At 35.7% G+C, this 26541-nt stretch carries 25 protein-coding genes and 2 pseudogenes; 18 read left to right on the forward strand and 9 right to left on the reverse strand.

Features of this window, described 5'->3' with window-relative positions:
• Positions 1 to 21: 21 nt before the first annotated feature.
• The 3 genes from OVA16_RS10790 to OVA16_RS10800 are packed head-to-tail and all read right to left on the reverse strand — an operon-like array spanning position 22 to position 1404.
• The gene (locus OVA16_RS10790; protein ID WP_267759211.1) at positions 22 to 447 is read right to left on the reverse strand and encodes a secondary thiamine-phosphate synthase enzyme YjbQ; all 426 of its coding nucleotides are present in this window, start codon (positions 445 to 447) and stop codon (positions 22 to 24) included.
• Positions 448 to 456: 9 nt separating this feature from the next.
• Positions 457 to 996, reverse strand: coding sequence for a hypothetical protein (locus OVA16_RS10795; RefSeq protein ID WP_267759214.1), 540 nt, complete (start codon positions 994 to 996; stop codon positions 457 to 459).
• Between the two features lie 9 nt (positions 997 to 1005).
• Positions 1006 to 1404, reverse strand: a complete 399-nt coding sequence (locus OVA16_RS10800) for a hypothetical protein (RefSeq protein ID WP_267759216.1) — start codon at positions 1402 to 1404, stop codon at positions 1006 to 1008.
• Between the two features lie 634 nt (positions 1405 to 2038).
• Between OVA16_RS10800 and OVA16_RS10805 the strand changes: the two genes are divergently transcribed.
• The 6 genes from OVA16_RS10805 (at position 2039) to OVA16_RS10830 (ending at position 8514) form a co-directional block, all read left to right on the forward strand.
• On the forward strand, positions 2039 to 2344 hold the full coding sequence (locus tag OVA16_RS10805; RefSeq protein WP_267759218.1) for a hypothetical protein: 306 nt from the start codon (positions 2039 to 2041) through the stop codon (positions 2342 to 2344).
• A gap of 9 nt (positions 2345 to 2353) precedes the next feature.
• Positions 2354 to 2845 (forward strand): 3'-5' exonuclease, encoded by a 492-nt coding sequence (locus OVA16_RS10810; RefSeq protein ID WP_267759220.1) that lies wholly within the window; start codon positions 2354 to 2356, stop codon positions 2843 to 2845.
• Between the two features lie 35 nt (positions 2846 to 2880).
• Complete coding sequence (locus OVA16_RS10815; protein ID WP_267759221.1) at positions 2881 to 4653, forward strand: DUF262 domain-containing protein; 1773 nt, start codon at positions 2881 to 2883, stop codon at positions 4651 to 4653.
• Positions 4643 to 6928, forward strand: a complete 2286-nt coding sequence (locus OVA16_RS10820) for a DUF262 domain-containing protein (protein WP_267759223.1) — start codon at positions 4643 to 4645, stop codon at positions 6926 to 6928. The genes OVA16_RS10815 and OVA16_RS10820 overlap by 11 nt, the downstream gene beginning before the upstream one ends.
• Before the next feature lie 73 nt (positions 6929 to 7001).
• Entirely contained in the window at positions 7002 to 7895 is an 894-nt protein-coding gene (locus tag OVA16_RS10825; protein ID WP_267759225.1) for a helix-turn-helix transcriptional regulator, read from the forward strand.
• Positions 7888 to 8514, forward strand: coding sequence for a hypothetical protein (locus OVA16_RS10830; protein WP_267759227.1), 627 nt, complete (start codon positions 7888 to 7890; stop codon positions 8512 to 8514). Before OVA16_RS10825 ends, OVA16_RS10830 begins: the two co-directional genes overlap by 8 nt.
• Here OVA16_RS10830 and OVA16_RS10835 read toward each other — a convergent pair.
• From OVA16_RS10835 to OVA16_RS10845, 3 genes are all read right to left on the reverse strand, one after another.
• Positions 8471 to 8806, reverse strand: a complete 336-nt coding sequence (locus OVA16_RS10835; RefSeq protein WP_267759229.1) for a type II toxin-antitoxin system PemK/MazF family toxin — start codon at positions 8804 to 8806, stop codon at positions 8471 to 8473. The two genes, OVA16_RS10830 and OVA16_RS10835, sit on opposite strands and share 44 nt — an antisense overlap.
• 53 nt (positions 8807 to 8859) lie before the next feature.
• Entirely contained in the window at positions 8860 to 9027 is a 168-nt protein-coding gene (locus tag OVA16_RS10840; RefSeq protein ID WP_267759230.1) for a hypothetical protein, read from the reverse strand.
• A gap of 114 nt (positions 9028 to 9141) precedes the next feature.
• Positions 9142 to 9972: an alpha/beta hydrolase family protein gene (locus OVA16_RS10845; RefSeq protein ID WP_267759232.1), complete on the reverse strand. Its 831-nt coding sequence runs from the start codon at positions 9970 to 9972 to the stop codon at positions 9142 to 9144.
• A 190-nt stretch (positions 9973 to 10162) separates the two neighbouring features.
• Here OVA16_RS10845 and hemA point away from each other — a divergent pair.
• The 12 genes and pseudogenes from hemA (at position 10163) to OVA16_RS10905 (ending at position 22336) form a co-directional block, all read left to right on the forward strand.
• Positions 10163 to 11387: pseudogene (gene hemA / locus OVA16_RS10850) on the forward strand (glutamyl-tRNA reductase).
• Positions 11388 to 11518: 131 nt separating this feature from the next.
• Positions 11519 to 13090 (forward strand): hydroxymethylbilane synthase, encoded by a 1572-nt coding sequence (gene hemC, locus OVA16_RS10855; RefSeq protein WP_267759234.1) that lies wholly within the window; start codon positions 11519 to 11521, stop codon positions 13088 to 13090.
• 563 nt (positions 13091 to 13653) lie between these two features.
• Positions 13654 to 14573: pseudogene (gene hemB, locus OVA16_RS10860) on the forward strand (porphobilinogen synthase).
• A 79-nt stretch (positions 14574 to 14652) separates the two neighbouring features.
• On the forward strand, positions 14653 to 15951 hold the full coding sequence (gene hemL / locus OVA16_RS10865; protein ID WP_267759237.1) for a glutamate-1-semialdehyde 2,1-aminomutase: 1299 nt from the start codon (positions 14653 to 14655) through the stop codon (positions 15949 to 15951).
• A gap of 503 nt (positions 15952 to 16454) precedes the next feature.
• The gene (locus tag OVA16_RS10870; RefSeq protein WP_267759239.1) at positions 16455 to 17321 is read left to right on the forward strand and encodes a sensor histidine kinase; all 867 of its coding nucleotides are present in this window, start codon (positions 16455 to 16457) and stop codon (positions 17319 to 17321) included.
• A 1-nt stretch (position 17322) separates the two neighbouring features.
• Positions 17323 to 18027 carry a response regulator transcription factor gene (locus tag OVA16_RS10875; RefSeq protein ID WP_267759241.1) on the forward strand — a complete coding sequence of 235 codons (705 nt, stop codon included), beginning with the start codon at positions 17323 to 17325 and terminating at the stop codon, positions 18025 to 18027.
• Positions 18027 to 18548, forward strand: coding sequence for a hypothetical protein (locus OVA16_RS10880; RefSeq protein ID WP_267759243.1), 522 nt, complete (start codon positions 18027 to 18029; stop codon positions 18546 to 18548). The genes OVA16_RS10875 and OVA16_RS10880 overlap by 1 nt, the downstream gene beginning before the upstream one ends.
• 5 nt (positions 18549 to 18553) lie before the next feature.
• Entirely contained in the window at positions 18554 to 19579 is a 1026-nt protein-coding gene (hemE, locus tag OVA16_RS10885) for a uroporphyrinogen decarboxylase (RefSeq protein ID WP_267759245.1), read from the forward strand.
• A 68-nt stretch (positions 19580 to 19647) separates the two neighbouring features.
• Positions 19648 to 19881, forward strand: coding sequence for a hypothetical protein (locus tag OVA16_RS10890; RefSeq protein ID WP_267759247.1), 234 nt, complete (start codon positions 19648 to 19650; stop codon positions 19879 to 19881).
• Entirely contained in the window at positions 19881 to 20627 is a 747-nt protein-coding gene (locus OVA16_RS10895; RefSeq protein WP_267759249.1) for a zeta toxin family protein, read from the forward strand. The genes OVA16_RS10890 and OVA16_RS10895 overlap by 1 nt, the downstream gene beginning before the upstream one ends.
• Complete coding sequence (locus OVA16_RS10900; protein WP_267759251.1) at positions 20628 to 21173, forward strand: CopD family protein; 546 nt, start codon at positions 20628 to 20630, stop codon at positions 21171 to 21173. It abuts the gene before it with no gap.
• 32 nt (positions 21174 to 21205) lie between these two features.
• The gene (locus OVA16_RS10905; RefSeq protein WP_267759253.1) at positions 21206 to 22336 is read left to right on the forward strand and encodes a hypothetical protein; all 1131 of its coding nucleotides are present in this window, start codon (positions 21206 to 21208) and stop codon (positions 22334 to 22336) included.
• 1 nt (position 22337) lies between these two features.
• Here OVA16_RS10905 and OVA16_RS10910 read toward each other — a convergent pair whose 3' ends face one another.
• The 3 genes from OVA16_RS10910 to bshC all read right to left on the reverse strand — a co-directional run bounded on the left by OVA16_RS10910 (position 22338) and on the right by bshC (position 26469).
• Entirely contained in the window at positions 22338 to 23279 is a 942-nt protein-coding gene (locus tag OVA16_RS10910) for a tetratricopeptide repeat protein (RefSeq protein ID WP_267759255.1), read from the reverse strand.
• A 381-nt stretch (positions 23280 to 23660) separates the two neighbouring features.
• Positions 23661 to 24749 carry an Ldh family oxidoreductase gene (locus OVA16_RS10915; protein WP_267759258.1) on the reverse strand — a complete coding sequence of 363 codons (1089 nt, stop codon included), beginning with the start codon at positions 24747 to 24749 and terminating at the stop codon, positions 23661 to 23663.
• A 133-nt stretch (positions 24750 to 24882) separates the two neighbouring features.
• The gene (gene bshC, locus OVA16_RS10920) at positions 24883 to 26469 is read right to left on the reverse strand and encodes a bacillithiol biosynthesis cysteine-adding enzyme BshC (protein ID WP_267759260.1); all 1587 of its coding nucleotides are present in this window, start codon (positions 26467 to 26469) and stop codon (positions 24883 to 24885) included.
• Between the last annotated feature and the right edge of the window lie 72 nt (positions 26470 to 26541).

Genomic DNA, 26541 nt, shown 5'->3' on the forward strand with positions numbered 1-26541 from the left:
TGCTAAGTCTACTTTGGGGATTTAGGGGCTTCCCCAAGCGCTAATCACTACATTTCTGCTACCGCCATAGTTGCGGTGTTCGCAGAGGTAAATGCCTTGCCACGTGCCTAAATTTAATTTTCCATTGGTAATTGGTATTAAAACCGATGCCCCCATTAACGAAGATTTGATGTGTGCAGGCATGTCGTCGTCGCCTTCGTAATCATGTTCATAATCAGGATCGCCCTCTGGTACAGCCTTGTTCATCCAAGTTTCAAAATCTATTCTTACTGTTGGGTCTGCATTTTCGTTAATGGTTAGCGAAGCCGAGGTATGTTGAATAAACACTTGCAGCATACCTGTTTTAATGTTTTTAATTTCTGGAATGGCTTGTAGTATTTCATCTGTTACGAGATGAAAACCACGGCTGCGGGAACGGAGGGCTGTTTGTTTTTGGAGGAATTGCATAGGGTAAAGTTAATGGTATCCCTTAAAATAAATCCTATTTGTAATCAAAGTATCAGTTTTATTAACTGAAATTTTTTGGTTATCGTAGGTAAATCCACTTAATAAAGTTTGGTTTTCTAATATCGAAATTTGAAACACAAGCTTGTCAATATCGAGAGAATTGAGGTAAGTTTCGTAGGAAGCAATTAACCCAATTTCTTGCGTTTTACAATAAATTCCACTCTCAAAATTTAAAGGAGTTTCATCCATTTGGTATTGATATAAAGGAAACAGAAGATAATCTGCATTTAGATCTGCCATTTTTAGTTTTATCGCTTTTTTACCTGCAAACCATATTTCAATCTGGTTTTTATAGGTGTTTAGCAACCCACGTAAAAGCGTATGAGTTGGTAGGTTGTTTACAAGATCCAAATAAGGAGGCGATTGCATGGCTTCATTAAAATCATTGGTTTGGTAGGATGAGAATTGTTTAAAATTGTTTTGGTTTTTAATGACCAATTTTTCTATGCCAATACCTTCGCCAAATAAGTTGATTTTTAGTTTTTTCAAAGTATACAGCTATTTGTTTTCAACTTTTATAAGTATGCGAAGTTCTTCTATTCTCTTTTCAATATCACGTAATTGGGCTGTATATTCATACGCTTGCTTATTAACCAAAAGGTCTTTTAAAATAGTAATTCTTCTGGTTTCTATATCCAAACAATTATTTACGGTATCCATATATTCGTAAATTATGGGTTTAAACGAAAGGTTTAATCCTTCAATCTTTTCTCTTACCCCAAATAGTTTCTCTTCGAAAGTTTGTAGCCAACGTAAGCTATATTCATCCTCATGCTTCTTTACTCTTGCGGTTAATTGTATGGCAGCTTTTCCAATGTCAGAAAATACTTGGTGCATTTCCTCTAGGTTTTCATTCATTTCTTCGTGAAAAGATTTTTTGAAGTTGTTTTTTAGCATAATTAAAAAGTTTATGCAAAATTGAGTTGCTATTACGCCAAAGTGTGACGTTGAGGTATGCTGGTTGGAAAAAATAAATGACGACATATTTTGGCGTGCTTGGAAGATAGGTTTGTCATTGTAAGACTGAAATCTATTTGATTTAACTTGAATAAAATAGGTTAATCCGTAAAAGAATTAAATTGTTAAATCTATAATGGTATTACAGCTCACGATAGAACCTTGAACTAAATTATTTCTATATTTGAAAAGCCTTAAGCAATTGAGGTTTTTTTATTGGAAAGCGTTTAGCTTATTCCTCATTGATGAATCTGGACAATTCAATTGTGTTGAGGGAATAATGGGAACGTTCTTCTTTGGTTTTCATATACGGCACTCAGGTGCTTTATATATCCCAAAGGCGTGAGCTGTTTTTCCTTGTATTCAACACAAGCTTGTCCAGAGCTTATCATTGATATAGGTCTAATGGTCTTGCGCCTTCTTTGTTAATGGATAACCCCTTCTTTAAAGACCGAGAAGATTTTTATAGTTTTTTAACTGCGACACGGATTGACAGAGCCTCGGCTTAGGTTTGTGTTAACAACAAGCGTAGTAAAAAACTTTATAGAGTAGGCATAATATAGACCAAAAAAATATGGCAATTTCAAATATCGAAAGAAAGGGTTCTTGGTATGAGGTTTACAACGAACAAGGCAAGAAAACAAAAACTTTAGCTGCAAGTCTTGGAGAACTTGAAGGGTTTAGTGCTCACTTCTTTATTCTATCTAAAGGAGCTTGGTATGAGCTTTATGACGAAAGTGGAAGAAAATATAAAACTCTTGCAAAAAGCATTGGCGATTTTATTTCTATATCTGGAAATACATTTGTGTTAAGAAATGGGGCTTGGCTTGAGACGTATGATAATACCGGCAAGAAAATAAATACACGTTCTGCAAGATAAAAACACTCAATGAAATCTTTTGTCGCTCTTGATTTTGAAACGGCTAACCAGCACCGAAGTAGTGTGTGCAGTATAGGTTTGGTATTTGTAGAAAATGCTAAAATTAAAAATAGCTTTTATCAGCTGATTAAGCCAATGCCAAACTTTTATTGCAATTGGGCAACTGAAATTCATGGTATAAAATATTGGGATACTGTTAAAGCCTTGGAATTTCCCGATATATGGAACGCTCTAGCAAGTCAAATTCAAGATTTACCTCTGGTGGCTCATAACAGTGCTTTTGATGCGGGATGCTTAAAGGCTGCATTAGCGGCTTACGGACTGCCTGTGCATCAAAACCAGTTTTTCTGTACCTACAGGAAATCAAAAAGTTTGTTCCCGGAATTACCAAACCATAAACTAAACACGGTTTCAGAACATTTAGGATTTAAACTCAAAAATCATCACAATGCTTTGGCAGATGCCGAGGCTTGTGCATATATTGCGATGAGGGTGTTTTGAGTTTGGTGTGTTTAGAATTTAGATAATATATTAGTATGATAGAACCAAAAAAAATTAAAGAGATAAATTTCTCGGATAATATTTATTTTATCCCTTCCTATCAGCGAGGCTATCGTTGGGATAGAAAGCAAGTTGAAGAACTTTTAGATGATATCTATGAAGTATATCTGACTAAACAAGAGTCGTATTGCTTGCAACCTATTGTAGTAAGTAAAATTGAAGAAAACAAGTATGAAATAATTGACGGGCAGCAGAGATTAACAACCATATACATACTACTGACTCGATTCAAACGATTTATTGATGAAAAATTCCAATTGGATTTTGAAGTTAGGCAAAATTGTGTAGATTTTTTTAAAAGATTAGACGGAGGAAGTTTTGATTACTCTAATCCCGATTTTGCGCACATATCAAATGCTTACAAAGTAATTGATTCTTGGTTGAATATTAAGAAAGAAACAAAAGTTGATTCCAATGTCGAAATGAATATTTTTCAAACTTTGTTAGAAAGAGTTGAAGTAATTTGGTATGATGTTGAAGAAAGCAATAGAGAAGAACTGGTAAAAGTATTTACCCGATTGAATAGTGGAAAAATAGGTTTAACTAATGCAGAATTGATAAAAGCTTTGTTTTTGAGTAAAGCAAATTTTGAAAATCAATCAAAAGATGTATATACGCATCAATTGGATATTTCTAACAAATGGAATCAGATAGAAAATGCCTTACAAAATGATGACTTCTGGAATTTTATTAATAAGTCTGAAAACAAATTAGCAACCAGAATAGATTATATATTTCAATTAATTGTACGAAATAAAAATTTAGAAATAAAAGAGAAGTTTGATGTCTTTAGATATTACTATCCGCTTTATGTAAAATCTCGAGAATCTAAAGAATATGATTTTATTGAATCAAATTGGAATGAAATTGATTTATATTTTACCATCCTTCAAGATTGGTATTCAAATCATGAATATTATCATTTGATAGGATTACTTATTTGGGATGGTGCTGATGAATTGGCTCTTATAAGAGAGTATCAAGAATCTAATAAGAAATTATTTGTCAAATATCTTTTCGAAGAAATAGGAAATCGTTTTTGTAACATAAAGGTTGAAGATTTAGATTATATAAATTCTTACAATCAAGTTGAGAGGACATTAGTGTTTTTTAATGTTATGGAAGTATATCGTTCCAAAACTAATAGATTTCCTTTCAAACAATTGAAAGTTAAAGAAATTAAATGGAGTTTGGAACACATCCATCCACAAAATGCTCTAGATGTAAAACAAAGTGAGTATTCACAATGGCTTGAAGACCACAAAAAAGTTCTTAGAGCAATAGGTTCTGATGATGAATTAACTGATAGAATAGAAAATCTTATTGTACAATTAAAAGAAATAAATGCAAAAAACCTTAGACTACAATTTGAAGATTTATCCAGAGAAGTTTTAGAAAATCTCGATTACAAAGAGAACAACAGGGAAAGTATCAGTAAAAAATCAAAAATACCATTTGAAAAATTGATTGGTGAACATCATATTTCTAATATGGCATTGTTGGATACGAAAAAAAATTCTTCATTAGGAAACAGTGCCTTTGGAGTAAAAAGAAAGTCAATAATTGATTTTGAGTTAAAAGGATTTTATATACCAAACGCAACCAAAAACTCTTTCTTAAAGTATTATTCAGATTATCCAAAGTGCCTTAATTATTGGACTTTAGAGGACAGAGATGAATATTTATTCAAAATTCAAGAGCAGATGAATTTTGTAAAAACCCAAAATTTAGAAACTTATGAATATTAATTATACCCTTTTAGATATATTAACCAACAAAATCTTTATTTATAAAAATGTTTCAAAGGAGCTCCTTCAAATCGAAAACGGAATAGAAATCCCAATGATTCAGAGAGATTACGCTCAAGGTCGAAGTGATGAAAAAACGACTTATATCAGAGAAAAATTTCTTAAAGATTTACATTTCGTCATGCGAGAAAGCCAAAACGGAAGTGATAAGCATCTGAATTTAGATTTTGTGTATGGCTATATTGAAAATTCAACTTTTATTCCTCTTGATGGTCAGCAAAGATTAACCACTTTATATATTATCTATTGGTTTCTTGCTTTTAAAGACAATGTCTCTTTTTATGAAAATGGTTTGCACCTATTTAGTTACAAGACAAGACAATCTGCAAAAGAATTTTTAAAATCATTAAACAAAGATGAAAATATAGAAAAAATAAGAATTGAGACAGAAGAAAACCTGCAAAAAATAGTTTATACAATAAAAAATCAACCATGGTACAATCTTAACTGGAATTATGACCCAACTGTAAAAGGTATTCTGCAAACATTGAAAGATGTATCAATACTTTTTTCAGATATTTCATTTACTACATTAAAAGAAAAACGACCTGTTAATTTTCATTTTTTGCAAATTAATGAATATGGATTAGGTGATAATCTCTACATAAAAATGAATGCAAGAGGAAAACCTCTTTCAGACTTTGAAAATTTTAAAGCTTCTTTTGAAAATGTAATATCATCAAACAACTCATCTAAAATTTTTATAGAAAAAATAGATGGCATCTGGTTAGATGTTTTTTGGAAATTTACTACCGAAAGTTTCAATAAACCTATCGATGTAGAACAAGATGTTTCTAAATTCACGAAGCGATGTGATGAATTGATGCTTTCATTTATCAAAAAAATAACCGAATATTTATACTATAAAGATAATATTGATAGAAATTATCAATTCAATGATATAGCTATTGACATAATTTATTCAAAAGAAGAAAACCTACAAGTATTAATTCAAACCTTCGATTTAATAATTGGGCTTGGGTACAAAGAATGGGTACATTATTTTGATGATATTTTCTCTGAAAAATTCCAGAAAGACAGAATTGCAATTAACCAGCCATCGCTAAATCCTATTCTGAAAATCTTTAACAATGAGAATTTTTCGCATTTTGAAAATCTTTTATTATTTGCGTGGTTAAATTATATCACAAGAGCAAATTCTATAAATATCACCTCTGATTTAAAAGACTTTTTACGAATTATTAGAAATTATATCAACAATGTCAATCAGAAAAATAAAACATCTTTAGATTCAGAACTAAGAACAGATTATTACAATGATATATTAAACACTATTTTTTCTTTATCAATATCTAATCCATTTAAAAATCTGAATATTACATCAGTATCTTTTAGAAAAGAGTATATTCAATATGAGATAGCAAAATACAATCTTTTTCAAGATGATATTTCTCGAAAAGATTTAATTTTCGAGTTTGAAGACCATTCAACCTTAAGAGGGTTGATTTTCAATTTTGATCTTAATTCATATACCAATGCTGAGCTACAAAAAATTACAGATAATTTTTACAGCTTGTATAGAGAAGTAGTTTATCAAGATATTATCCGTCTATTATTGTGTTTCGGGGATTATTCCATAAATGTAGGGTACTCAAATTTAGGAGAATTTAGATTTTTCGGACAAAAAGAAAAATGGCATCGGGTTTTAGCATCACCAGATGGAGAAATAAAGCCAAATTTTGAGGAGTTATTTAAAATATTTTCACAAGAAAACATTAGCGATTGGCATAATTTCATTGAAACCAAAGTTTCAGAAAATATAGAAAGTCATAAAGATAGTTGGTTATGGTATTGTTTAAACCCAAAATATAAAACTACACTTGACTATACTATTTACACAAAAAATGATAAGAATAGAGTTGAAATTTTTTATAACCAAAGCTTGAATTCTTATCATTATAATCCATTTATATATTGGTTCAGATATCATAGCCCGCAATATGTTAGAGTTCACATTAATGAAGCTGAATCTTGTGCTCAATACTCAAATTTTAGCAGATTACATTTAAAAAATGGTGTTGAATTAGAACAAATCAATAACAATTGGGTTGTTTACAATTTGGGTAAAGAATTCAATCATTCATCTTTTAAATTTGATGAGGAGCGTAACTGCTATATTTTAAGTTGTGAAAACTTAATTGAGGAATTAATTCCTCTTATTGAAATTTTAAATGATTATAGATTGGATAACTAATTTGCATGCCACTTAACCACGCCACATTTTGTCCTAACCTATCTTCATCTTTGTTTTAACTAAACAAAATGTCATGTCTAAAGTAGAAATTAATTTAAGGCAAAACGCCCTCATTAACAAGTTAAAGCAAAAGCCGGCTACACTTAAAGAAATTAATGCGTATTTGGCCATACAGTCAGAATTGAGCGGATGCAATTTAACAGTAAGCACACGCACCATTCAGCGTGATATTGCCGATATTTTAACCACGTATGGCATTTCCATTGTTTGTAACAAAAGCAACAACCAGTACTATATAGAAAACACCGAAGATGAAGTTTTTAACACCCGCCTAATTGATGCCTACAATACCGTTAACGCATTAAAGGCTGGTGTAGGTTATGCAGATTGTATGGTGTTTGAGCAATACGCTGGCGGTACCGAATATTTGCATGGCATACTGCACGCCATTAAAAATAGGTTGCAGTTGCATATTACCCATCATAGCTATTATGAAGTTATCCCTAGGCTGCGAAAAATTCATCCTTATTTTTTAAAGGAATTTAAAGGACGTTGGTATGTGGTGGGCAAAGATATAGAAATTGCCGAAATGCGCACTTTCGCCCTCGATCGTATAAAGGATGTGGAGATAACCAAAAAGACATTTGTGTTACCCAAGCAGCCTACAGCATATTTTGGTGACAGTTTCGGTATTATAGCGAAGGATGGTGATAGCAAACCCATAAAAGTTGTGCTATGGTTTGATTCAGAGCAGTGCAAGTATGTGAAATCTTTGCCCTTGCATAAAAGTCAAAAGATAATCAGTGAGGATAAAAATGGCTTAACCATAACACTTTTTGTACATCTTACCTTCGATTTTGTGAAGGAAATTTTGTCTTATGGAGAAAAGGTAAAGGTTTTAGAACCTCAACAATTGGTAGAGAATGTTAAGGATAGGTTTAAAAGAGCCATTGCGCATTATGAGTGAAAGAATGATTATTAAAGAGGTTTTCGATGGCGTTTGGAAAGAAATTGAACTTGTCTATAAATCTGGTTTAATATGCTCCGAAAGGCATCTGCAAAGCGAAATCTTTAGCTTGCTTAAAAATAACATAAGTTTTAGCTCGGTCTATACTGTATTTATAGGGCCACGCGTTGATCAAAATACTTGTGAAAATTTACACGGTAAAATCCCTGATTTGATCATTGTAAATCATCGTAGTAAGGAAATAGTTGCTGTAGTAGAACTAGAATACGTACCATTCTCGTATCCAGCATATAAAAAGGATTTAAGCACCTTACTAAATTTTTTCAATAACCGAAAAGCCATTACTATGCCGTTGTTTACCAACCCAAATACAGGTTTGTGGACTAATGAGAAATTTAAAATCAGCGAAAGCCCAATTCTTGCATATTGCGTTATAGCCAAAGCAGATGCTCATGTGATAACCCAATACAAAAGCGGTAACATTAAAGAGCTGTGGGGAGAGGAGGGATTGGCGAATTATTTGCAGTACGTTGGTGCGGTTGGAGATGAGATAAGTTTTTCGGAAGAACTATCAATTACAAATCCAACACCACTTTTAAATTTTGCTTTACCAACTTAACCTGTTCTTTGGTCAGTTCGCCTAATTTAGAAATTAACCTACGGTTGTCTATGGCACGCATTTGGTCAATTAAAATATCACTTGCTTTATCTAGTTGAGAGGTATTTAAGTGTACACGTAAAATTTCGAGCTGGGGCAACACATTAGAAGTAATTGGGCAAATAATAGATGATGGATGCACGCCGTTTAGTAAATTGGTTTGTACCACCACCACCGGGCGTGTTTTGCCTGGTTCTGTGCCTTTGGCGGGGTTAAGGTTGGCCAGCCATATATCAAATTGCTTAATCTGCATCTAAAATCCGTTCAAATTCTTCCAGTACATCCAAAGAGTTGCCGTAGGCAACTTTAGACTCTTGCAGTAGCTGGTGTTTTAATAATTTCCGCTTTTTGGTATTCATTAAAAACTCTCAGTGCCTCATTAATGTAACGGTTTCTAGCAATTTTTAATTTATCCGTTACTTCTTCGGTTTCGTTAAAAATATCGTCATCTAGTTTTAAAGAAAGTGTTTTCATCTCTTTTTTTAAATTATAGCCACAAATAATTCTGTAGTTTATCTAAACTCAATAAATAAAATCTTTGCCTCTGTAGCTAAGATAAAAACAAAAGTATATATTTTTGGTGTATACTCAAAATATTCCATCCAAAAACTTCAAGCTCTTTTCGCAAACTTCAAACAACTGCGGTGGTAAAGTTTCGCCTGGATAGGGATGCACGGCGCCATAAACATGATTAGCGCCATCAATTTTTACCAATCTACTTGCTAAGTTAGCATTTGCCAATTTCTCGGCAGTTTCAAAAGGCACATTTACATCATCATCGCCTTGCACAATTAACCAAGGTACGTTCACTTTTTTCGCTGCCGAAAGAATATTAAGCTGCTCACCATTCTCCTCAAAATCTTCCAGTAAAGTCACATTTAAGGGCATAGTTTCTTTCGTTCTAGCATTGTAAACGCCAATTTTTCCATTTTTTCGCCACTCTTCTTCTTGTTCTTTTTTCCATAAAATACTAAAATTAGCAATAGCACTCCAAGTAACCAAACCTTTTACATACGGATCATTAGCGGTTTGTAAAATACTTAACCCACCACCTCTGCTGTGGCCAATTAAATAAACTCCATCAACCCCTAAATATTTTACAGCATGATCAATCACAATATTGATATCTGTCATTTCTTTGCTAAACGTATTCGATGCAAAAATTTCCATATCAGTAACATCATTGTTTTTTTGTGGATCTACGCCGCCATGAGATAAGTTAAACTTAAGATAGCGATAACCATTCTGAACAAAATATCTGGACACTAAATTATGTGCTCCCCAATCTTTAAAACCTTTAAAACCATGAATAAAAATTATTAGGGGCGTATTGGTGTTTTGCGTGTCGTAACTAAGGTCGCCGTGTATGGGCTTGCCTGCCGCCCCAACTAATGAAAACTGTTCTTGATGATACATCATTTGATTTGATAAGTAAATATGTTGAGCAAATAGATGAACTGTGTGTACCAATGTAACAATACAATAATAAAACAATTTGTAAAGCATGTAATTTAAAACCGTTCTAAATTAGCCTAAATTACAGCTCAATGACAGATAAACCCCGTGCCGTTATTACTTTTGTTGCGCTAAAAAGAACAGGCTAACCATTTTGGAATATTTAAAGATTATTGCATTTACACATCAACAAATTGACCTAAAGTCGTTAGGTAAATTAGTTATTTGTGAGCAAACGTTGGATGATAGGTTGCGTAATGTCCAATCTGAGTTGAATATCAAAGAGATATTTTACGTAGGCACCTGTAACAGGGTAGAATTTATATTTACCGCTCCTGGGCAGTTAGACAAATCTTTTATCTCTAAATTTTTGCATGTACTTGATATGGGTTTGCCCGAAAAGTACATGGAAAACTTCATCAACAATGTTTCTACTTATGAGAAAGAAGAGGCTTTTAATCACTTGTTACGTATTTCTTGTTCTTTAGAAAGTTTAGTAGTGGGTAAAAGAAATTTTAGCACAGGTACGCAAAGCTTATGAGGCTTCCAAAAAGGCAGGTTTTACTGGCGATTATATGCGTATGATCATGAGCCGTGTGGTAAAAACAGCGAAAGAAGTTTATACCCATACCAATATTTCAAGAAATCCAGTTTCTGTAGTTTCTCTAGCTTATAGAAAACTACGTGAACTAAATATGTGCGCTAATTCTCGTTTGCTCATCATTGGCGCAGGCGAAACCAACAATAACATTGCACAATATCTTAAAAAGCACAAATGCTCTAACTTTTCGGTATTTAACAGAACATTAGAAAAGGCAGAAAGTTTGGCTAAAGAGCTTAACGGTAAGGCTTTTCTTCTAGAAGAACTATTCAATTACAAAGACGGTTTTGATGTAATTGTAACTTGTACTGGAGCAACGGAGCCAATCATTACTACTGAACTTTATCAGAGCCTATTGAACGGCGAAACCAGTAAAAAAGTAATCGTAGATTTAGCTATCCCAAATGATACTGCGGTAGAGGTGAGAGAGAATTTCCCCATTCATTACATCGAAGTAGAGTCTTTAAAAGAGGTTGCCCGCAAAAATATTCAAGAAAGATATGACGAGCTTGTTCATGCAGAGCACATTATAGCAGATAATATTAAAGAATTTGAATCTGTATTACGCCAACGTCGTATTGAATTGGCCATGAGCGAGGTGCCGCAGAAAATCAAAGCTATTAAAGAAAAGGCGGTAAACACAGTTTTTGCCAACGAAATAAACGCACTTGATGATGATGCCAAGGCTGTTTTAGAGCAGGTAATTAGCTACATGGAAAAAAAATACATCAGCGTGCCCATGTTGATGGCTAAAGATATTCTGGTTAAGAATAGTTAAAAGTCCGATGTCTGAAGTCTGAAGATTACGTTGTCAGGCTGAGCTTGTCGAAGCCCAATCATCGAATTATCACATTCTCAAATCCTCACATCATCAAAATTTCTTAATTTAGCGCAAAATCTTAATATCAAGTGAAGAAAGTAATTATCGGAACTCGCGGTAGCGATCTAGCCCTTTGGCAAGCCAACTACACCAAAGACAGATTAGCCAGCATTGGCATAGATGCAGAACTTAAAATCATTAAAACGCAGGGCGATAAAATCCTTAATCTTCGTTTAGATAAGTTGGAAGGAAAGGGCTTTTTTACCAAAGAGTTGGAAGAAGAACTGTTAAACGGCACAATTGATATTGCCGTGCATTCCCATAAAGATTTGCCAACAACCAATCCTCCTGGATTAATCATAGCTGCAGTGCCAGAAAGAGAAGATCCAGCAGAATTATTATTGATTTTAAAAGATTGTGTAGATGTAAGCCATAAACTTTCTTTGAAAAAAGGAGCCATGGTAGGTACGTCTTCCAACCGTCGTAAAGCACAATTGTTGGCTTTAAGACCTGATTTGAATATCGAAGATTTGCGTGGAAATGTACCAACACGTATCCAAAAATTGCGTGATGAAGATTATGACGCTATTGTTTTAGCAAGAGCAGGTGTTAATCGTTTAGGTTTAGATTTAAGCGAATTTCATGTAGAAGTAATCGATCCAACGGAGATTGTACCTGCACCAGCGCAAGGAGCTTTGGCCATCCAAATTAGAGAAAATGATACAGAGCTTTTCAACGAGCTTCAAAAAATAAATGATCCTTCCGTTGTAGAAGCCATTGCGGTTGAAAGAAAAGTGTTAAATCTTTTCGAAGGTGGATGCCACATGCCTTTAGGTTGTTTTTGCAGAAAAGAAGATGGCGAGTTTGAGGTATGGACTTCTAAAGCAGAAACTGCAGAAGATTTCCCGGATCGTTTGTTTTTAAGAGCAGCATCAACCGAAGGATTAGCAGAACAAATTGTGGCCAAATTTAGTGCAGATAGAAAGTTGCCAGCTAAAGTGTTTATTTCTAGAGAAGTTGGCGAGAATAGCTATTTCCGTAAAGCTTTAGCGAAAAATAACATAGAGATTGATGGCCGTTCTTTAATCCGAACATTCCCTATTGTGAATAAACTGGATGATTTCTTCCTTAAAAATGCGGATTGGATTTTCTTTAGCAGCAGAAATGGCGTGGAATATTTCTTTAAATTAAATCCGGTTTTACCTAAAAAAGTGAAGTTTGGTGTGGTAGGTCGTGGCTCTGAAGACTCGTTGCGCAAATTTGGTCATTTGGCCAGTTTTGTAGGCGAGGGTGGCGAGATTGAAGAAGTTGCGGAAGATTTTGCCAAAGTGGCAGATGGGCAAACCGTAGTTTTCCCTCGTGCGCAAGACTCATTGCTTACCATGCAGAAGTTTTTAACAGCAGCAACCAAAGTCATCGATTTGCCTATTTACGAAACGGTAATAGAAGAGAGTGTAGATGGCACTTCAGCTGAAGTTTTGGTGTTTACTAGCCCAAGCAATGTAGATGCTTATTTTGCCGAGAACCTATTAGAGCCCGGACAAAAAGTGATTGCCATCGGTAATTCTACAGGGAAGAAATTTGATGAAATGGGTGTGAGGTACGCCCTGCCATATTCGCCAGATGAAATTGGATTGGCTGAGGCTGTTTTTGGGATATAAAAGAGTTGGGGGTTATGAGTTATAAGTTTTAAGTCTAGATCCACAAATGACCGTTTGATTTTGTACATTTTGTCATCCTAAGCGTGCCGTCATTCCCGCGTAGGCGGGAATCGTAAAGCGAAGGAAAAGCACAAATTGTTAACCAAACGTAAAGACTTTACAAATGACAGAAGCATCAGATAATAGTGCTTCTGTCTTTGCATTTTTGCAGTATAGAGATGTTGTGTTAGAAAGCATTAACGCTGTAAAATAAACCCGATAGCAGTGAAATCCTTTTTGTTGGTGTTATTTCGACGAGGAACGAGGAGAAACTCAAAGTTTATAGTGTCTATGTACAGATTTCTCTCTACGTTCGAAATGACGGAATGAGGAGACAAAAAGATGAAACGGATAGCCCCGAAGTAGATTCGGGGCAAGCTAAACTGAATTGAATTATTGCAGAGCAGGTGCTTTTCAAAAAAAGAAAAATATAAAGTTAGTAGGTCTAACTACTAATTACTTGATACTAACTACTAATTATGCACAGACCACGTAGGCTAAGAAAAAATCCCGTTGTAAGAGAAATGGTTGCCGAAACGAAGTTATCGAAAGACATGTTCGTTTATCCGTATTTCGTAGTGCCAGGAAATAACGTTATTCATCCTATTGAAGCTATGCCGGGTATCAGCCACTTTTCTACCGATACTTTATTGAAAGATGTGGAAAAAGGATTAAGCTTGGGCGTAAATAAAATTATGCTTTTTGGTGTGGGCGATGAAAAAAGCGCTGATGCAAAATCTGCTTACGATGGCAATTCTTTAGTGCCGGTTTCGGTAAGAGAACTGAAAAAGCAATTTGGCGATGATTTGTATATCGTTACTGATGTGTGCGTTTGTTCTTACACCAACCACGGTCATTGTGGTATCATGCACAACGATTATATCCAGAACGATGCTTCGGTAGAATTAATTGCGAAAATGGCTTTAACGCATTCTGAAGCTGGTGCAGATATGTTAGCTCCGTCAGATATGATGGATGGTAGGGTAGCGGCAATCCGCGAAAAGTTGGATGGCAATGGTTTCGAAAATGTGGCTGTAATGAGCCATGCTACTAAATTTGCTTCGGCTTATTATGGTCCGTTTAGAGAAGCCGCAGATTGTGCGCCAAGTAAAGGCGATAGGAAAGCTTACCAAATGGACTTCCGTAATCCAGATGAAGCAGTGAGAGAAGCATTATTAGACGAGGCGGAAGGAGCGGATGTGCTAATGGTAAAACCAGGGTTGGCCTATTTAGATGTAATTGCAAGGCTGAAACAAAATACCAAATTGCCTATTGCTGTTTACAATGTATCGGGAGAGTATCGATGATTAAAGCGGCAGCAGAAAAAGGCTGGATAGACGAACAAAAAGTAGTAATGGAAACCATGTACGCCTTTGCCAGAGCAGGAGCAAGCATCATCACTACTTACCACATTAGAGATATTGTAGAGAATAAATGGATTTAAAGGAATTAGGAGCTAGGGACTAGGTATCATCAGTCAAAATCCCTAATTCCTAACCTCTAATCCCTAACCCCTAAAATAAATGCAAGACATATCAAGAGCCAAATCGGCAGAACTATACGAGAAATCGAAAACTTATTTTCCTGGTGGGGTAAACTCGCCAGTACGTGCTTTTAAATCTGTTTATGGTACGCCTCTGTTTATCCAAAAGGGCAATGGTGCATACATTTGGGATGCAGATGGTAACCAATTTATTGATTTTTGTGCAAGTTGGGGGCCGCTAATTTTAGGGCATAATAATGCTAAAATTAGAGAAAAAGTAACCGAAGTGATGCAAAATGGCATGAGCTTCGGCGCACCAACGGCATTAGAAAATGAGTTGGCCGAGCTGATTATCAAGAACAATCGTTTTGTAGAAAAAATTCGCTTCACAAGCTCAGGTACTGAGGCAGTAATGTCGGCCATTCGCTTAGCTAGAGGTTATACTGGCAGGAATAAAATCATCAAATTTGAAGGTTGTTACCACGGTCATAGCGACTCGCTTTTAGTAAAAGCGGGTTCCGGCTTAGTAACTTTCGGGGAAACTTCTTCGGCAGGTGTGCCTAAAGCATTTGCTGATGAAACTATTGTGATTGCTTTGAATGATAAAAATGCCGTAACCGAAGCTTTTGCTCAATTTAAAGATGATGTGGCTGCGGTAATTATTGAAGGTATTCCAGCTAACAACGGATTGCTAATTCAAGACCAAGATTACGTAGAGTTTTTGCGTGAAACTTGTACCGCCAATGGTGCTTTATTGATTTTCGATGAAGTAATTACTGGTTTTAGGGTAGGTTTTGAAGGTGCTGCAGCGCATTACGGCATTAGGCCGGATATTGTGACTTATGGGAAAATCATAGGTGGTGGTTTGCCAGTAGGAATGTATGGTGCATCTAGCGAGATTATGGCGCACATTTCTCCTGATGGTGGTGTTTACCAAGCGGGTACGCTTTCTGGAAATCCAGTGGCCATGGCGGCAGGTATTGCGGCGTTAACCATTTTAAGCAGTGAAGGTTTTTACGAAGAATTAAATGCTAAAGCGCAAACTTTTGTGAACGATTTAAAAGCGCACATTGCTGATAAGGGCTATGAATTGAATATTTTTACCGTTGGTTCTATCTTTTGGTTTGCTTTTACTGATAAACACATTAAAACTGCGGAGGATATTGACCCGGCAAGCATGGAGAAATTTAAAATCATGCACCGTGAATTGTTAAACAGAGGGATTTACTTTGGCCCATCGGGTTATGAAGTTGGTTTTGTGAGTGCAGCACATACGGCATTAGAGCTAGATAAAGCAAAACAAGCGATATTTGAAGCTTTGGAGGTGGTGTTCCCCTAAATATCGCTCGTCATTTCGATGAGGAGGAACGACGAAGAGAAATCTATGAAGTAGTAGTATAGCTCAAAAAAAAAGATTTCTCCTATCGTCGAAATGAAGGTATGAGCGGTTGTCATTGCGAGAAGGAACGACGAAGCAATCTTAAAGCGTTAGTTCTTTTTCTGGTGTTGTAAGATTGCTTCGTTCCTCGCAATGACGAAAATAACCACGTGTCCCCCTTTGGAGGGGGTAGGGGGAGGATTTAGGTTTGTGCATAAACGGAAGTTAACTAAACCCGATTGAAGTGGAGATACTTTTTGTAGGAGTTATCCTTTAATGACGTGTCTCGCTGAGTTTATCGAAGCGTTGTGAGATATGAAATAGATCCTTCGACAAGCTCAGGATGACAGAGGTAAACAAAAAGATTGCAACAAAAAGCGGGACTGAAATAACCGAAGCATTACAGAAACTGCTTTTCAAAAAATAATAATTAAATTTAAAAGCCCCTTTGAGGGGTTGGGGTTATGAAGAAATCCATTATCATATTTTATATTTTACTGTTTTACGCTTTGGGCCAGCTCATTAGCTGGGGTGCTTTGGTGGTAAAAATTGATGCCAGTCGTTTGCCAATGATTATGGGCGAGGGAGCGGTTTTCTTGTTCCTTTTAGGTATTGGCGCTTACTTTATTCATGCTTCTATCAAGAAAGAACATCGTTTAAAAGAACAACAGCAAAATTTCTTGATGTCTATTACACATGAGTTGAAATCGCCTTTGGCAGCTATAAAACTATCGCTGCAAACCATTGTACGCAGAGAATTGGATAAAGAGCAGCGTACTACTTTAATTAGAAATTCGCTGAAAGATGTAGAACGATTAGATGATTTGGTGGAGAACATGTTGTTGGCTACCAAAATAGAGAGCAGAACCTATTCGTTCCCGAAAGAGAAATTTAATTTTTCAGAATTGGTTACACGAATTTCGGATAGGTTACAGGTACACTCTTGTGGATGTGAGCAGATTATCTCTACAAAAATAGAAGACAATATTGAAATTGAGGGAGACCAATTTGCGCTGTCATCGGTAGTAACCAACTTGGTAGAAAATGCGGTAAAATATTCTGGTCCATGTGCCGAAATTACAGTAGAACTGTGCCAAAATGACGGTAAGGCTAAATTAGTGGTTTCGGATAAGGGTTTGGGCATTCCTGATAGTGAAAAGATGCATATTTTTGATAAATTTTACCGTGTGGGCGATGAAAATGTGCGTAAAAGTAAAGGCACCGGACTTGGCTTATTTATTGTTAAGGAAGTATTACAAAACCACGACGCCGATATTAGCGTTAAAGATAACGTACCTCACGGTGCAATTTTTGAAGTAACATTTAATTAATATGTCACAAAAATTAAGAGTATTATTGGTTGAAGACGAAGATCATTTGTTAGACGCCATCAAATTAAACCTCGAATTAGAAGGTTATAAAGTTCATGCCGTTAAAGACGGGAAAACTGCGCTTAAAGTGTTTAAGGAAGAACGCTTTAACTTGGTAATTTTAGATGTAATGTTGCCAGAAATGGATGGTTTTCAAGTGTGTGAAACTATTCGTTTAGAAAATACTGAAGTACCTATTTTGTTCTTAACTGCCAAAAACACTAGCGAAGACAGGGTAATGGGATTGAAAAAAGGAGCCGATGATTATTTGGTAAAACCTTTTAACCTAGAAGAACTGATTTTACGTGTGGGTATTTTAGTGAAACGTAGTTTAAAATCAGACGATTTAAAGGAACTAAATTCTTACAAAATTGGAGATAAAACCATTTATTTTAACTCTTTTGAGTTGAAACAAGATGATGGTACGGTAGTTCCTTTAACCAAAAAAGAGACCATGCTGTTGAAGCTTTTAATTGAGCGTAAAAACGATGCGGTTTCTCGTGAGCAGATTTTAGAAACAGTGTGGAATTATGATGTTTATCCATCTACAAGAACGATAGATAATTTCATTTTAACTTTCCGTAAATATTTCGAACCAGATCAAAAAAATCCAGTTTATTTCCATTCTATTAGAGGGGTTGGCTATAAATTTACGGATATTCACTAATGTATAACAAGCTAGGTAGGTATGTATTGATGGCAATTTTTGCCTTCTCGGCATTGGTAAGTTTTTACTTTTATCAATATCAGTTGGCATTAATCTCTGCAACTTTGAGTGCTTTCATTTTATGGAGCCACATTAAGCAAAGTTCGGTTTTACTGGCATCAAAACATTTCAAAAATTCTGACTACGAGCGAGCAGAGCAGATTTTAAATGAAGTAGACCGGCCAGATATGCTATCGAAAGGTAGGAGGGGTTTTTACGAATTTATGCGTGCCAACATTGCCTTAAAACGTGATCAATTTGATATAGCCGAACATCATTTCCAAATTGCTAGTCGTTATCCTCTAGGCGGAAAAAATGATAAGGCTTACGTTTTAATTCATTTAGCTAACTTAGCGCTCCGAAAAAGAGACGGACGAAAAGCTTTGGTGTATACAGAAAAAGCTAAAGAATTAGCGACCTCATCTAGAGCAATAGAAATTATAAAAAATATAGAGACAGAGGCCAACAAATTGGCAAATTAACAAACATGGAGAACAATTTATTTTTAGACGCAGCATTTTCAAAACAGACAGAAAGACCACCGGTGTGGATGATGAGACAAGCCGGTCGTTTTATGCCACAATATTGGGAAATCAAAAACAAATACTCTTTTTTAGAGATGTGCAAAACCCCAGAAATTGCTGCCGATGTTACCATGTTGCCTGTAGATTTGTTGGGCATAGATGCCGCCATTTTGTTCTCGGATATTTTGGTAACTGGCGAAGCGATGGGCGGAGATTTAAGCTTTACCCAAGGCGTAGGCCCTAAATTCGCCAATCCGGTGCGTAACGAGGCAGATATTGACGCTTTAGCAACTGACTGCTTAGATAAATTACAATATGTTGCAGATGCGATTAAAGTAATTCAGCAACGTTTAAATGGCAGTATCCCGCTAATTGGCTTTGCTGGTGCACCATTTACGGTAATGAGTTATTTGGTAGAAGGTGGCTCGTCAAAGGATTTCAAGTTAACTAAGCTGTTAATTCACAATCATCCAGAATTAGCACACAAATTATTGGCAAAAATTGCCAAAGTAACTACCGATTATTTGAACTTACAGATTGCAGCGGGTGTAAATGCACTGCAATTGTTTGATAGCTGGGCTTTGGCTTTATCTTGGAACGATTATCAAGAGTTTTCTCATCAATATAACCAACAAATTATTGCAGGTTTAAACAGAACCAACCTTCCAGTAATTTCTTTCTGTAAAGGAAGCTCTGTTTTTGCGCCAATTATGGCAGAAGCTAAACCCGATGTGATTTCTGTTGATTGGAATGCAGATTTGTTGAATATCAAAAAAGCTTTACCAGCCGGAATTGCGGTACAAGGCAACTTAGACCCTCACATTTTATATGCGGACCAACCAGTAATCAAAGCGCAAATCCATAAATTATTTGAGCGTATGCGTGGCGAAAATGGATTTATCTTCAATTTAGGTCACGGCATCATGCCTGATATTCCTTTCGATAATGTAAAATATGCTATCGAAGTAGTGAAAGAGTTTAGATATTAATTCAAGTCAAACAAACATTTGGATAGCAATTAAGGTTTGGTTATATTTGAATATCAGCATAAAGAGAAATGACCGTTAAATCATTAAGAGACGAAGATAAATTGCCGCTAAGTAAAGTGGTTAAGTTAGTTCATAAAAAGATGGATGATATTCTTCGTGTAGTTGATGCTTTAAATTTAGGTAGAACAGAAGTTAAGCCTGATGGCGTTTATCGGACGTTTAACGATGGGAATATGATAAGAGTGGCAACAGGTGATTTTAGAAAGAAGCGTATTCCTAGCAAGAGAATTAAATTGTTTTAATGTCTTCTAATCCGAAGCTAAGAATTTTTGCCGGGCCTAATGGTTCTGGAAAAACAACTTTGTTCGAATCTATCAAATCTGTTTATTTCTCTACCCGTCTCTTCATTAATGCAGATTTGCTTGAAGAGCAATTTAAGAAAACAAGCTTTATCAATTTTTCTGATTTTAACTTGGTTGTGCAAGCCAAAGAGTTCGATGAATTTTGTTCGGCTAGCGGCCTATATAAAAAGGCTGGATTTAATGTGCAGAATTGGGGTTTAGTTGTAAGGGAGAACGTTTTAGTTGCAGCCATGGCCAAAGAAGTTGAACACACTTCTTATCATTTTGCTATAATCGCTGATTTTCTTCGAACGGCTTTAATTAAGAGTAAGCAATCATATTCTTTCGAAACGGTATTTTCTCATCCTTCAAAACTTGATCTTATTACTCTTGCGCAAGATAATGGTTATAAAGTTTATCTCTACTTTATCGGCACAGAAACGCCGAAAATGAACTTAGAGCGTGTTAAAGATAGGGTGGTAAAAGGAGGTCATTTTGTAAGTAATGATAAAATAGAGCAGCGGTATTTTTTAACAATGGATTTGCTGTTAGAAATGATTAAGAGGGTAGACGAAACTTATCTTTGGGATAACTCTGGCCAAAAACATCAATTTATTGGAAATATAAAATCGGGAATAGCTGAGTTTACAAATTTATCTGTTCCCTCGTGGATAGACACTTATATCCTTAAAAAAGTAAACAGTTAAATGGAAGCATATTTTTATATCAAAGCAACGCATATAGTATTCGTCATCAGTTGGATGGCTGGGCTTTTTTATCTTTTGAGCTTATTCATCTATCATACCGAAGCAAATGACAAATTAGAACCAGAGAAAAGTGTGTTGAAAGCACAGTTTACAAAAATGGAATCCACATTGTGGAAAATCATTTGTCAGCCTGCGATGATTATTTCTTTATTAGCTGGTTTAAGTATGCTTCATTTAAATCCAGGGTTACTTCAAATGGATTGGATGTGGGTAAAGCTTGCTTTTGTATTTGGCTTGCTAATTTATCATTTTGTGTGTGGCAGAATTATCATTCGTTTAAGGAACAACCAATACAATTGGAGCAGTTTTAAGCTACGTTTATGGCGTGAGTTAGCTACCATTTTTATGATTGCTATTGTATTTGTAGTGATACTTAAAAACACACTAGATTGGATTTATGGTCTAGTAGGCATTATGGGCATTGCTTTAATTATTATGCTTGCCGTAAAGTTGTATAAGAAATATAGAGAAAACAGAGGCCAATAAGCAATATCAAAAGCGCTAAGCAAATTCTATTAATGAAAAAATATTTACTTTTTACCTTAATTTTGATCACAGTTTATTCGTCGAAAGCGCAACTAAACAACAGCTACCTCTATAATCGCATTCGTCCGGCTGATAGCTTAACTAAAGAATTGCATCTTAATTTCTATAACTTCAATTACGTTAGAAATTATGAGTATAGCAATGATTTTCATGATGGTTACACACTTTATGGAACGCAAATAGAGCCGCAACTGGTTTATTATGCCCATCCCAACTTGGCAATTACTGGTGGGGCTTATTTAAGAAAGGATTTTGGCGAGGACGGTTTTTACGAAGCAAAACCATTATTGAGCATCAAGTATAGTAAGAAAAATTTAACCTTGGTTTTTGGAAGTTTAGAAGGAAATATACAGCACAACTACATAGAACCTATCTATAATTTTGAACGTAAAATTACTACTCCAATAGAGTACGGCACGCAATTATTGATAGATAAGGAGAAATTCAGTTTAGATGCTTGGATTGCTTGGGAAAAGATGATTTACAAAGGAGATGCCGCAAAAGAACGTATTGTAGGTGGCTTTACTTCAGATTTTACTTTGTTTAAAAGTAGCGATTGGAAAATGACCATTCCTGTGCAGTCGTTATTTTATCATACCGGCGGACAGATAGATGTGTTGGACAATATTTCGATATCTACCTTGTTTAACGGCGCTACTGGATTTACCTTGAGCAAGCAAATTGGTAATAATGTAATGCAAGTGTATACCAATAATTACGTTGCTGCTTATAAAGACTTTTCGCCAACTAAACTACGTGCTTACAGCGGAGGTTTTGGCTTGTGGCTAAATGCCGGCGCTGATACACGTTGGGGCAATTTGGCAGCATCTTATTGGAAAGGCAATCAGTTTGTTACCATTAAAGGTATGCCTTTATATCAGTCAGTTTCCGAAAATTTGAACAGTTATGGTTTTACGCAAAAACAGCGTAATATTTTGATGTTGAGATATGTTTATCAGAAGCAATTACTGCCAAATTTATACCTCGATGTACGTTTTGAACCTCACGTTGATTTTGACAAGGCAGAGAAAAATTTGCAGTTTAACCACTCTTTCTTCTTAACCTATAAGGAAAATTTCAGATTGTTTAAGTTAAAAAAGTAAGTTATTGTTTTGGTGGTAGCGCATTTATCTTAACCATTAAATCTGTAGCAAATTTGTTGTTCGGCGCCAGCTGTAACACTTTTTGCAAGTCGTTTCTAGAGAGTTCATATTGCTTAGTGTCGTAGTAAATGGCGCCCCTCATGATATAGGCAGAAGTGTAATTTGGATCTATTTTTATGGCTTCGGTTAAATCGGCGATAGCCAAATTATTTTCTTTTCTCTTATTATACAAAATTCCTCTATTTAGTAATGTCTTCACATTATTCGGGCTAATTTTCAGAGCCTGATTGTAATCGGCCAGTGCCAAGTCGTAAAAAAACTGTGCGGTGTACACTATTGCTCTGTTTGTCCAAGCTTCCGAAATGTTGGCATCTAGCGAAATCGTTTTGCTGAAATCTTTTACTGCGCTGGTAAAATCTTTTTTTCTATAAAATACCGTTCCTCGGTTAAGATAGGCTTTAGTATAGTTAGGGTTTATTGAGATCGCTTTATTGTAATCTAACATCGCCGAGTCTAAGCTGTTCCTATCTGCATTTGCAATACCGCGGTTGTATAGTAATTGCGCATCGTTGGGTGCTATTGCCAGGCCTGCACTATAATCGGCTACGGCAGCATTATGGTTTTTTCTTAAGTTATTGCATAAACCTTTTTGAAACCATCCGTCTACATACTTCGGGTTTATTCTTAAAACTTGTGAGTAATCTTGAATAGCCATATCGTAATTACCAGTTTTATAAAAACACTGTCCACGATTGTACCAAGCATTAACACTGTTTGGCGATTTGCCAATCACTTCGTTGAAAATCGGTATGGCTTCTGTGTATTTTCCAGCGTTATAAAGCTGCGTGCCCTTGCTAATTAAATTGTTTACATCTTGAGCTTTTACAATAAAGGCATTGCTGATGAGCAAAAGTAGAATGATCTGATTTAATATCGTTTTCATGGTTGCGAAGGTTTACTTAACCAAATATAGCGGTGCTGCGTGGCAAATTTATCCGTATTTATGGGTATTTAATTTAGTTGCGCAATAAGGCTATTAGCAGTACACTAATTGATAATGTTAACCCAACAAGAAGCAAAATTAGAATGATTTTATTGCGTTTTTTGCCGTCATTTTTTATGTAAAGCCAAGTTAAAAAGCTGGCAATGCCAAAAGGGTAGGAGATTATTGCCGCCATCCAATAAATCCAGATGTAGCCTGTACAAACAAACCAAAATGCAAAAATGGTAGCTATACTAAATAAAATATCGTTTTTTGTTACCTTCATCACGCTGCACTAGTTTGTCAAAACTAAGCAGTTTTAAGTAAGAACTACTCCGTATTTTACGGTATTAATAACGGCTCTACATCTATTTTTTTGGCCAAGTTATTAAGGTCTTCTACTACAGCGTTTATTAACGGAATGCCGGATGTTTTACGTGTCAACTCAAATTGATATTCTGGCTCTCCTGGAATGATGACTTGTTTGCTTTCATCCACAGTTTTTGCGTTTTTGAAACGTTCTATCCAATTATCTAAATGATCTTTAAAGTCTTGCGCAGGGCGGAAACCATCTACTCGCATTGCACCTAAAAAGTGGCCAATTCCTTCGCCTACCGGGTTTGGATCTGGCTCTAAAAAAGCCACGAATGGCGGCACCCAAGGCCCATAATTGGCTCCAGAAAGCACAGCTGATAAAATATCTACCGTTGCTCCTAAGCCGTAACCTTTGTGGCTGCCATGGTCTTTATCGCTACCTAATGGAAGTAATGAACCTCCAGCTTTTAATTCATTCGGATTGATGGATTGGTTGCCATCTTTATCTTGTACCCAGCCATCTGGAATTTCCGCATTTGCTCTCTGAGCAATCTCTAACTTGCCATTGGCAGCGGCAGCCGTAGCCATATCTACTACCACAGCAGGATATTTACCTGCCGGAAAAGCATAACACATTGGGTTGGTGCCAAGCAAACGTTCGTTTGCATAAGTAGGGGCAACCAGCGGACTAGCATTGGTCATGCTAATGCCAATCATATCTTTTTCTACTGCCATTAAAGCATGGTAGCCTGCAATACCGAAATGGTTAGAGTTTTTAACCGAAACCCAGCCGCTACCATATTTTTCTGCTTTTTCTATGGCTACCTTCATGGCGAATGGAGCAACCACTAAACCTAAACCTGCATCGCCATCTACTGTTGCGGTGGTTGGTGTTTCATGTACTATACGAATGTTAGGTGTAGCATTAATTCTATTTTTCTCCCAAAGGCGATAATAACCACTTAACCTTGCTACACCATGCGAATCAATTCCTCTTAAATCCGAACGAACTAAAACATCTGTTGCTAAAGTAGCGTGCTCATCAGAACAGCCCATCTTTTTAAAAACATCGTAGGTAAAGGTTCTTAATTTTTCTTCGGTGAAAGTGAGGTGCATGGTTAAATTGTTGTATTGTTAAATTGCTTTATTGTTGGAAAGTTGAAATGTTTTAAAGTTGGAAGGTTGTAAACTGTCAATTGCCAACTGAAAAATATTCAATCATTTACTCATTCAAAACTCAATCATTCTCTTAGGCAAGTATCAAAGTAAAATCTCCACCTAAAGGTTCAAAGTTTTCTATTAATGATGAAATAAAGTCATCGCCGTATTCTACGTACATAGGTGCTAAATTAGAAATTCTTTCTTGTAAAGTTCCGCCAGGAAATAACCGATTTTTTAAGTTTTCGATTTGTGTAATAGAAACTTCGTGATTTCTTTTTTCTGCTCTAAAAAACTTCTTTTCTAACTTTTCTAATAGCTTTTCTGTTTTTGTCAACACCGCATCGGCGGATACTTCTAAAGTTTTGTCAATTTTAAAAGCATTTAATTTGATCTTATCGAAAACAGATTTAATGTTTGCTTTTTCGTCGTTTAAATGAAGCACAGCATTGCTATTTGCTTCTATCCAACGTTTTTGTAGTTCTTCTGTGGTTAAAAAAACATCCTCGAAACTAAAGCCTAGCTTATTTAGGTTTGCAAAACTTCTTTTATCTATAACTAATGCAGAGTTTCGAAGTAAAAGTACTGGGAAATTTACTTTGTAGAAATCGAAGTTTGCTTTTAATTGCATCCAGTAAGAAACTTCGGCACCGCCGCCAATGTAAGCAACATTTGGTAAAATCACTTCCTGGTAAAGTGGGCGCATAATCACATTAGGGCTAAATCTTTCCGGATATTGTTCTATCTCATTAAGTAATTCAGCTTCTGTAAATTTAATTTCAGTATGATTAACTATATATAAATCTCCCTCTTTGATAATTCTTTCGCGAAGATTTTCTTTTAAATAAAAGAAGTTGATATCGCGACCGTTAACTTGGGTTTTATAGCCCTTCGCTTCTAAGGTTTTACTGCTTTCTTCTGTTAATCTTGCACTGTTTTGTTGGGTAATATCACTTTTAATGATGTCTGCAAACTGTGCCTTTAAAGCAACATCATCTGCATTAATAATAACTAAGCCATATTGCTCAAACAAGCTATTTACCAATACTCGGGTAGCATCGGCTAAATTTTCATTTGCTAAGTAGGCTTGTTCTACCAACTTACCTAATTTTTTGCCATTTTGGCTGATACCCAAATAACCTTTATACGCTTGCACTGCTGCTGCTACTGTTTTGGTGCTTAACCTGCCCGTGGCACCGTTGGTCTGTTGTATCCAACTGATGTTTTTTTCATCTACGTTGATATGGTTAATTTCTTCAAAATCATGATCTTCGGTAGCCATCCAGTAAATGGGTACAAAATTCTTTTCTGGATAAGCTATTTTTAACTCCAGAGCCAAATTAATGGTAGTTACAATTTTATAAATGAAATATAATGGGCCAGTAAAAAGGTTGAGCTGATGTCCCGTAGTTACGGTATAAGTATCATTATCAGCTAGCAAATCAATATTTGCACTCACAGCTGGGTTAACCTTTATCGACTGATATTGCTGTTGAAGTGCCTTAACCAAAACGGCTCTGTCTCCAGTAAACTGGTGGGCATCTACTGCTTTTTTTAAGCCCTCTAGGTCTGGTCTGTAACTGTAGAAAGATCTTAGAAATTCGACGTCGTTTACATAATCTAAAACCAGTTTAGAGAATGAGTGTGTATCCTGATAAGAAATGTATTTAGCCTTCACATTTCGAAATTAAATTAAATTTTGAAACAAGAGTAGTCGTTCGGTTTATTTTACAATTTGTCCACCTATGAG

The organism is Pedobacter sp. SL55 (genome assembly GCF_026625705.1).
GTDB lineage: Bacteria > Bacteroidota > Bacteroidia > Sphingobacteriales > Sphingobacteriaceae > Pedobacter.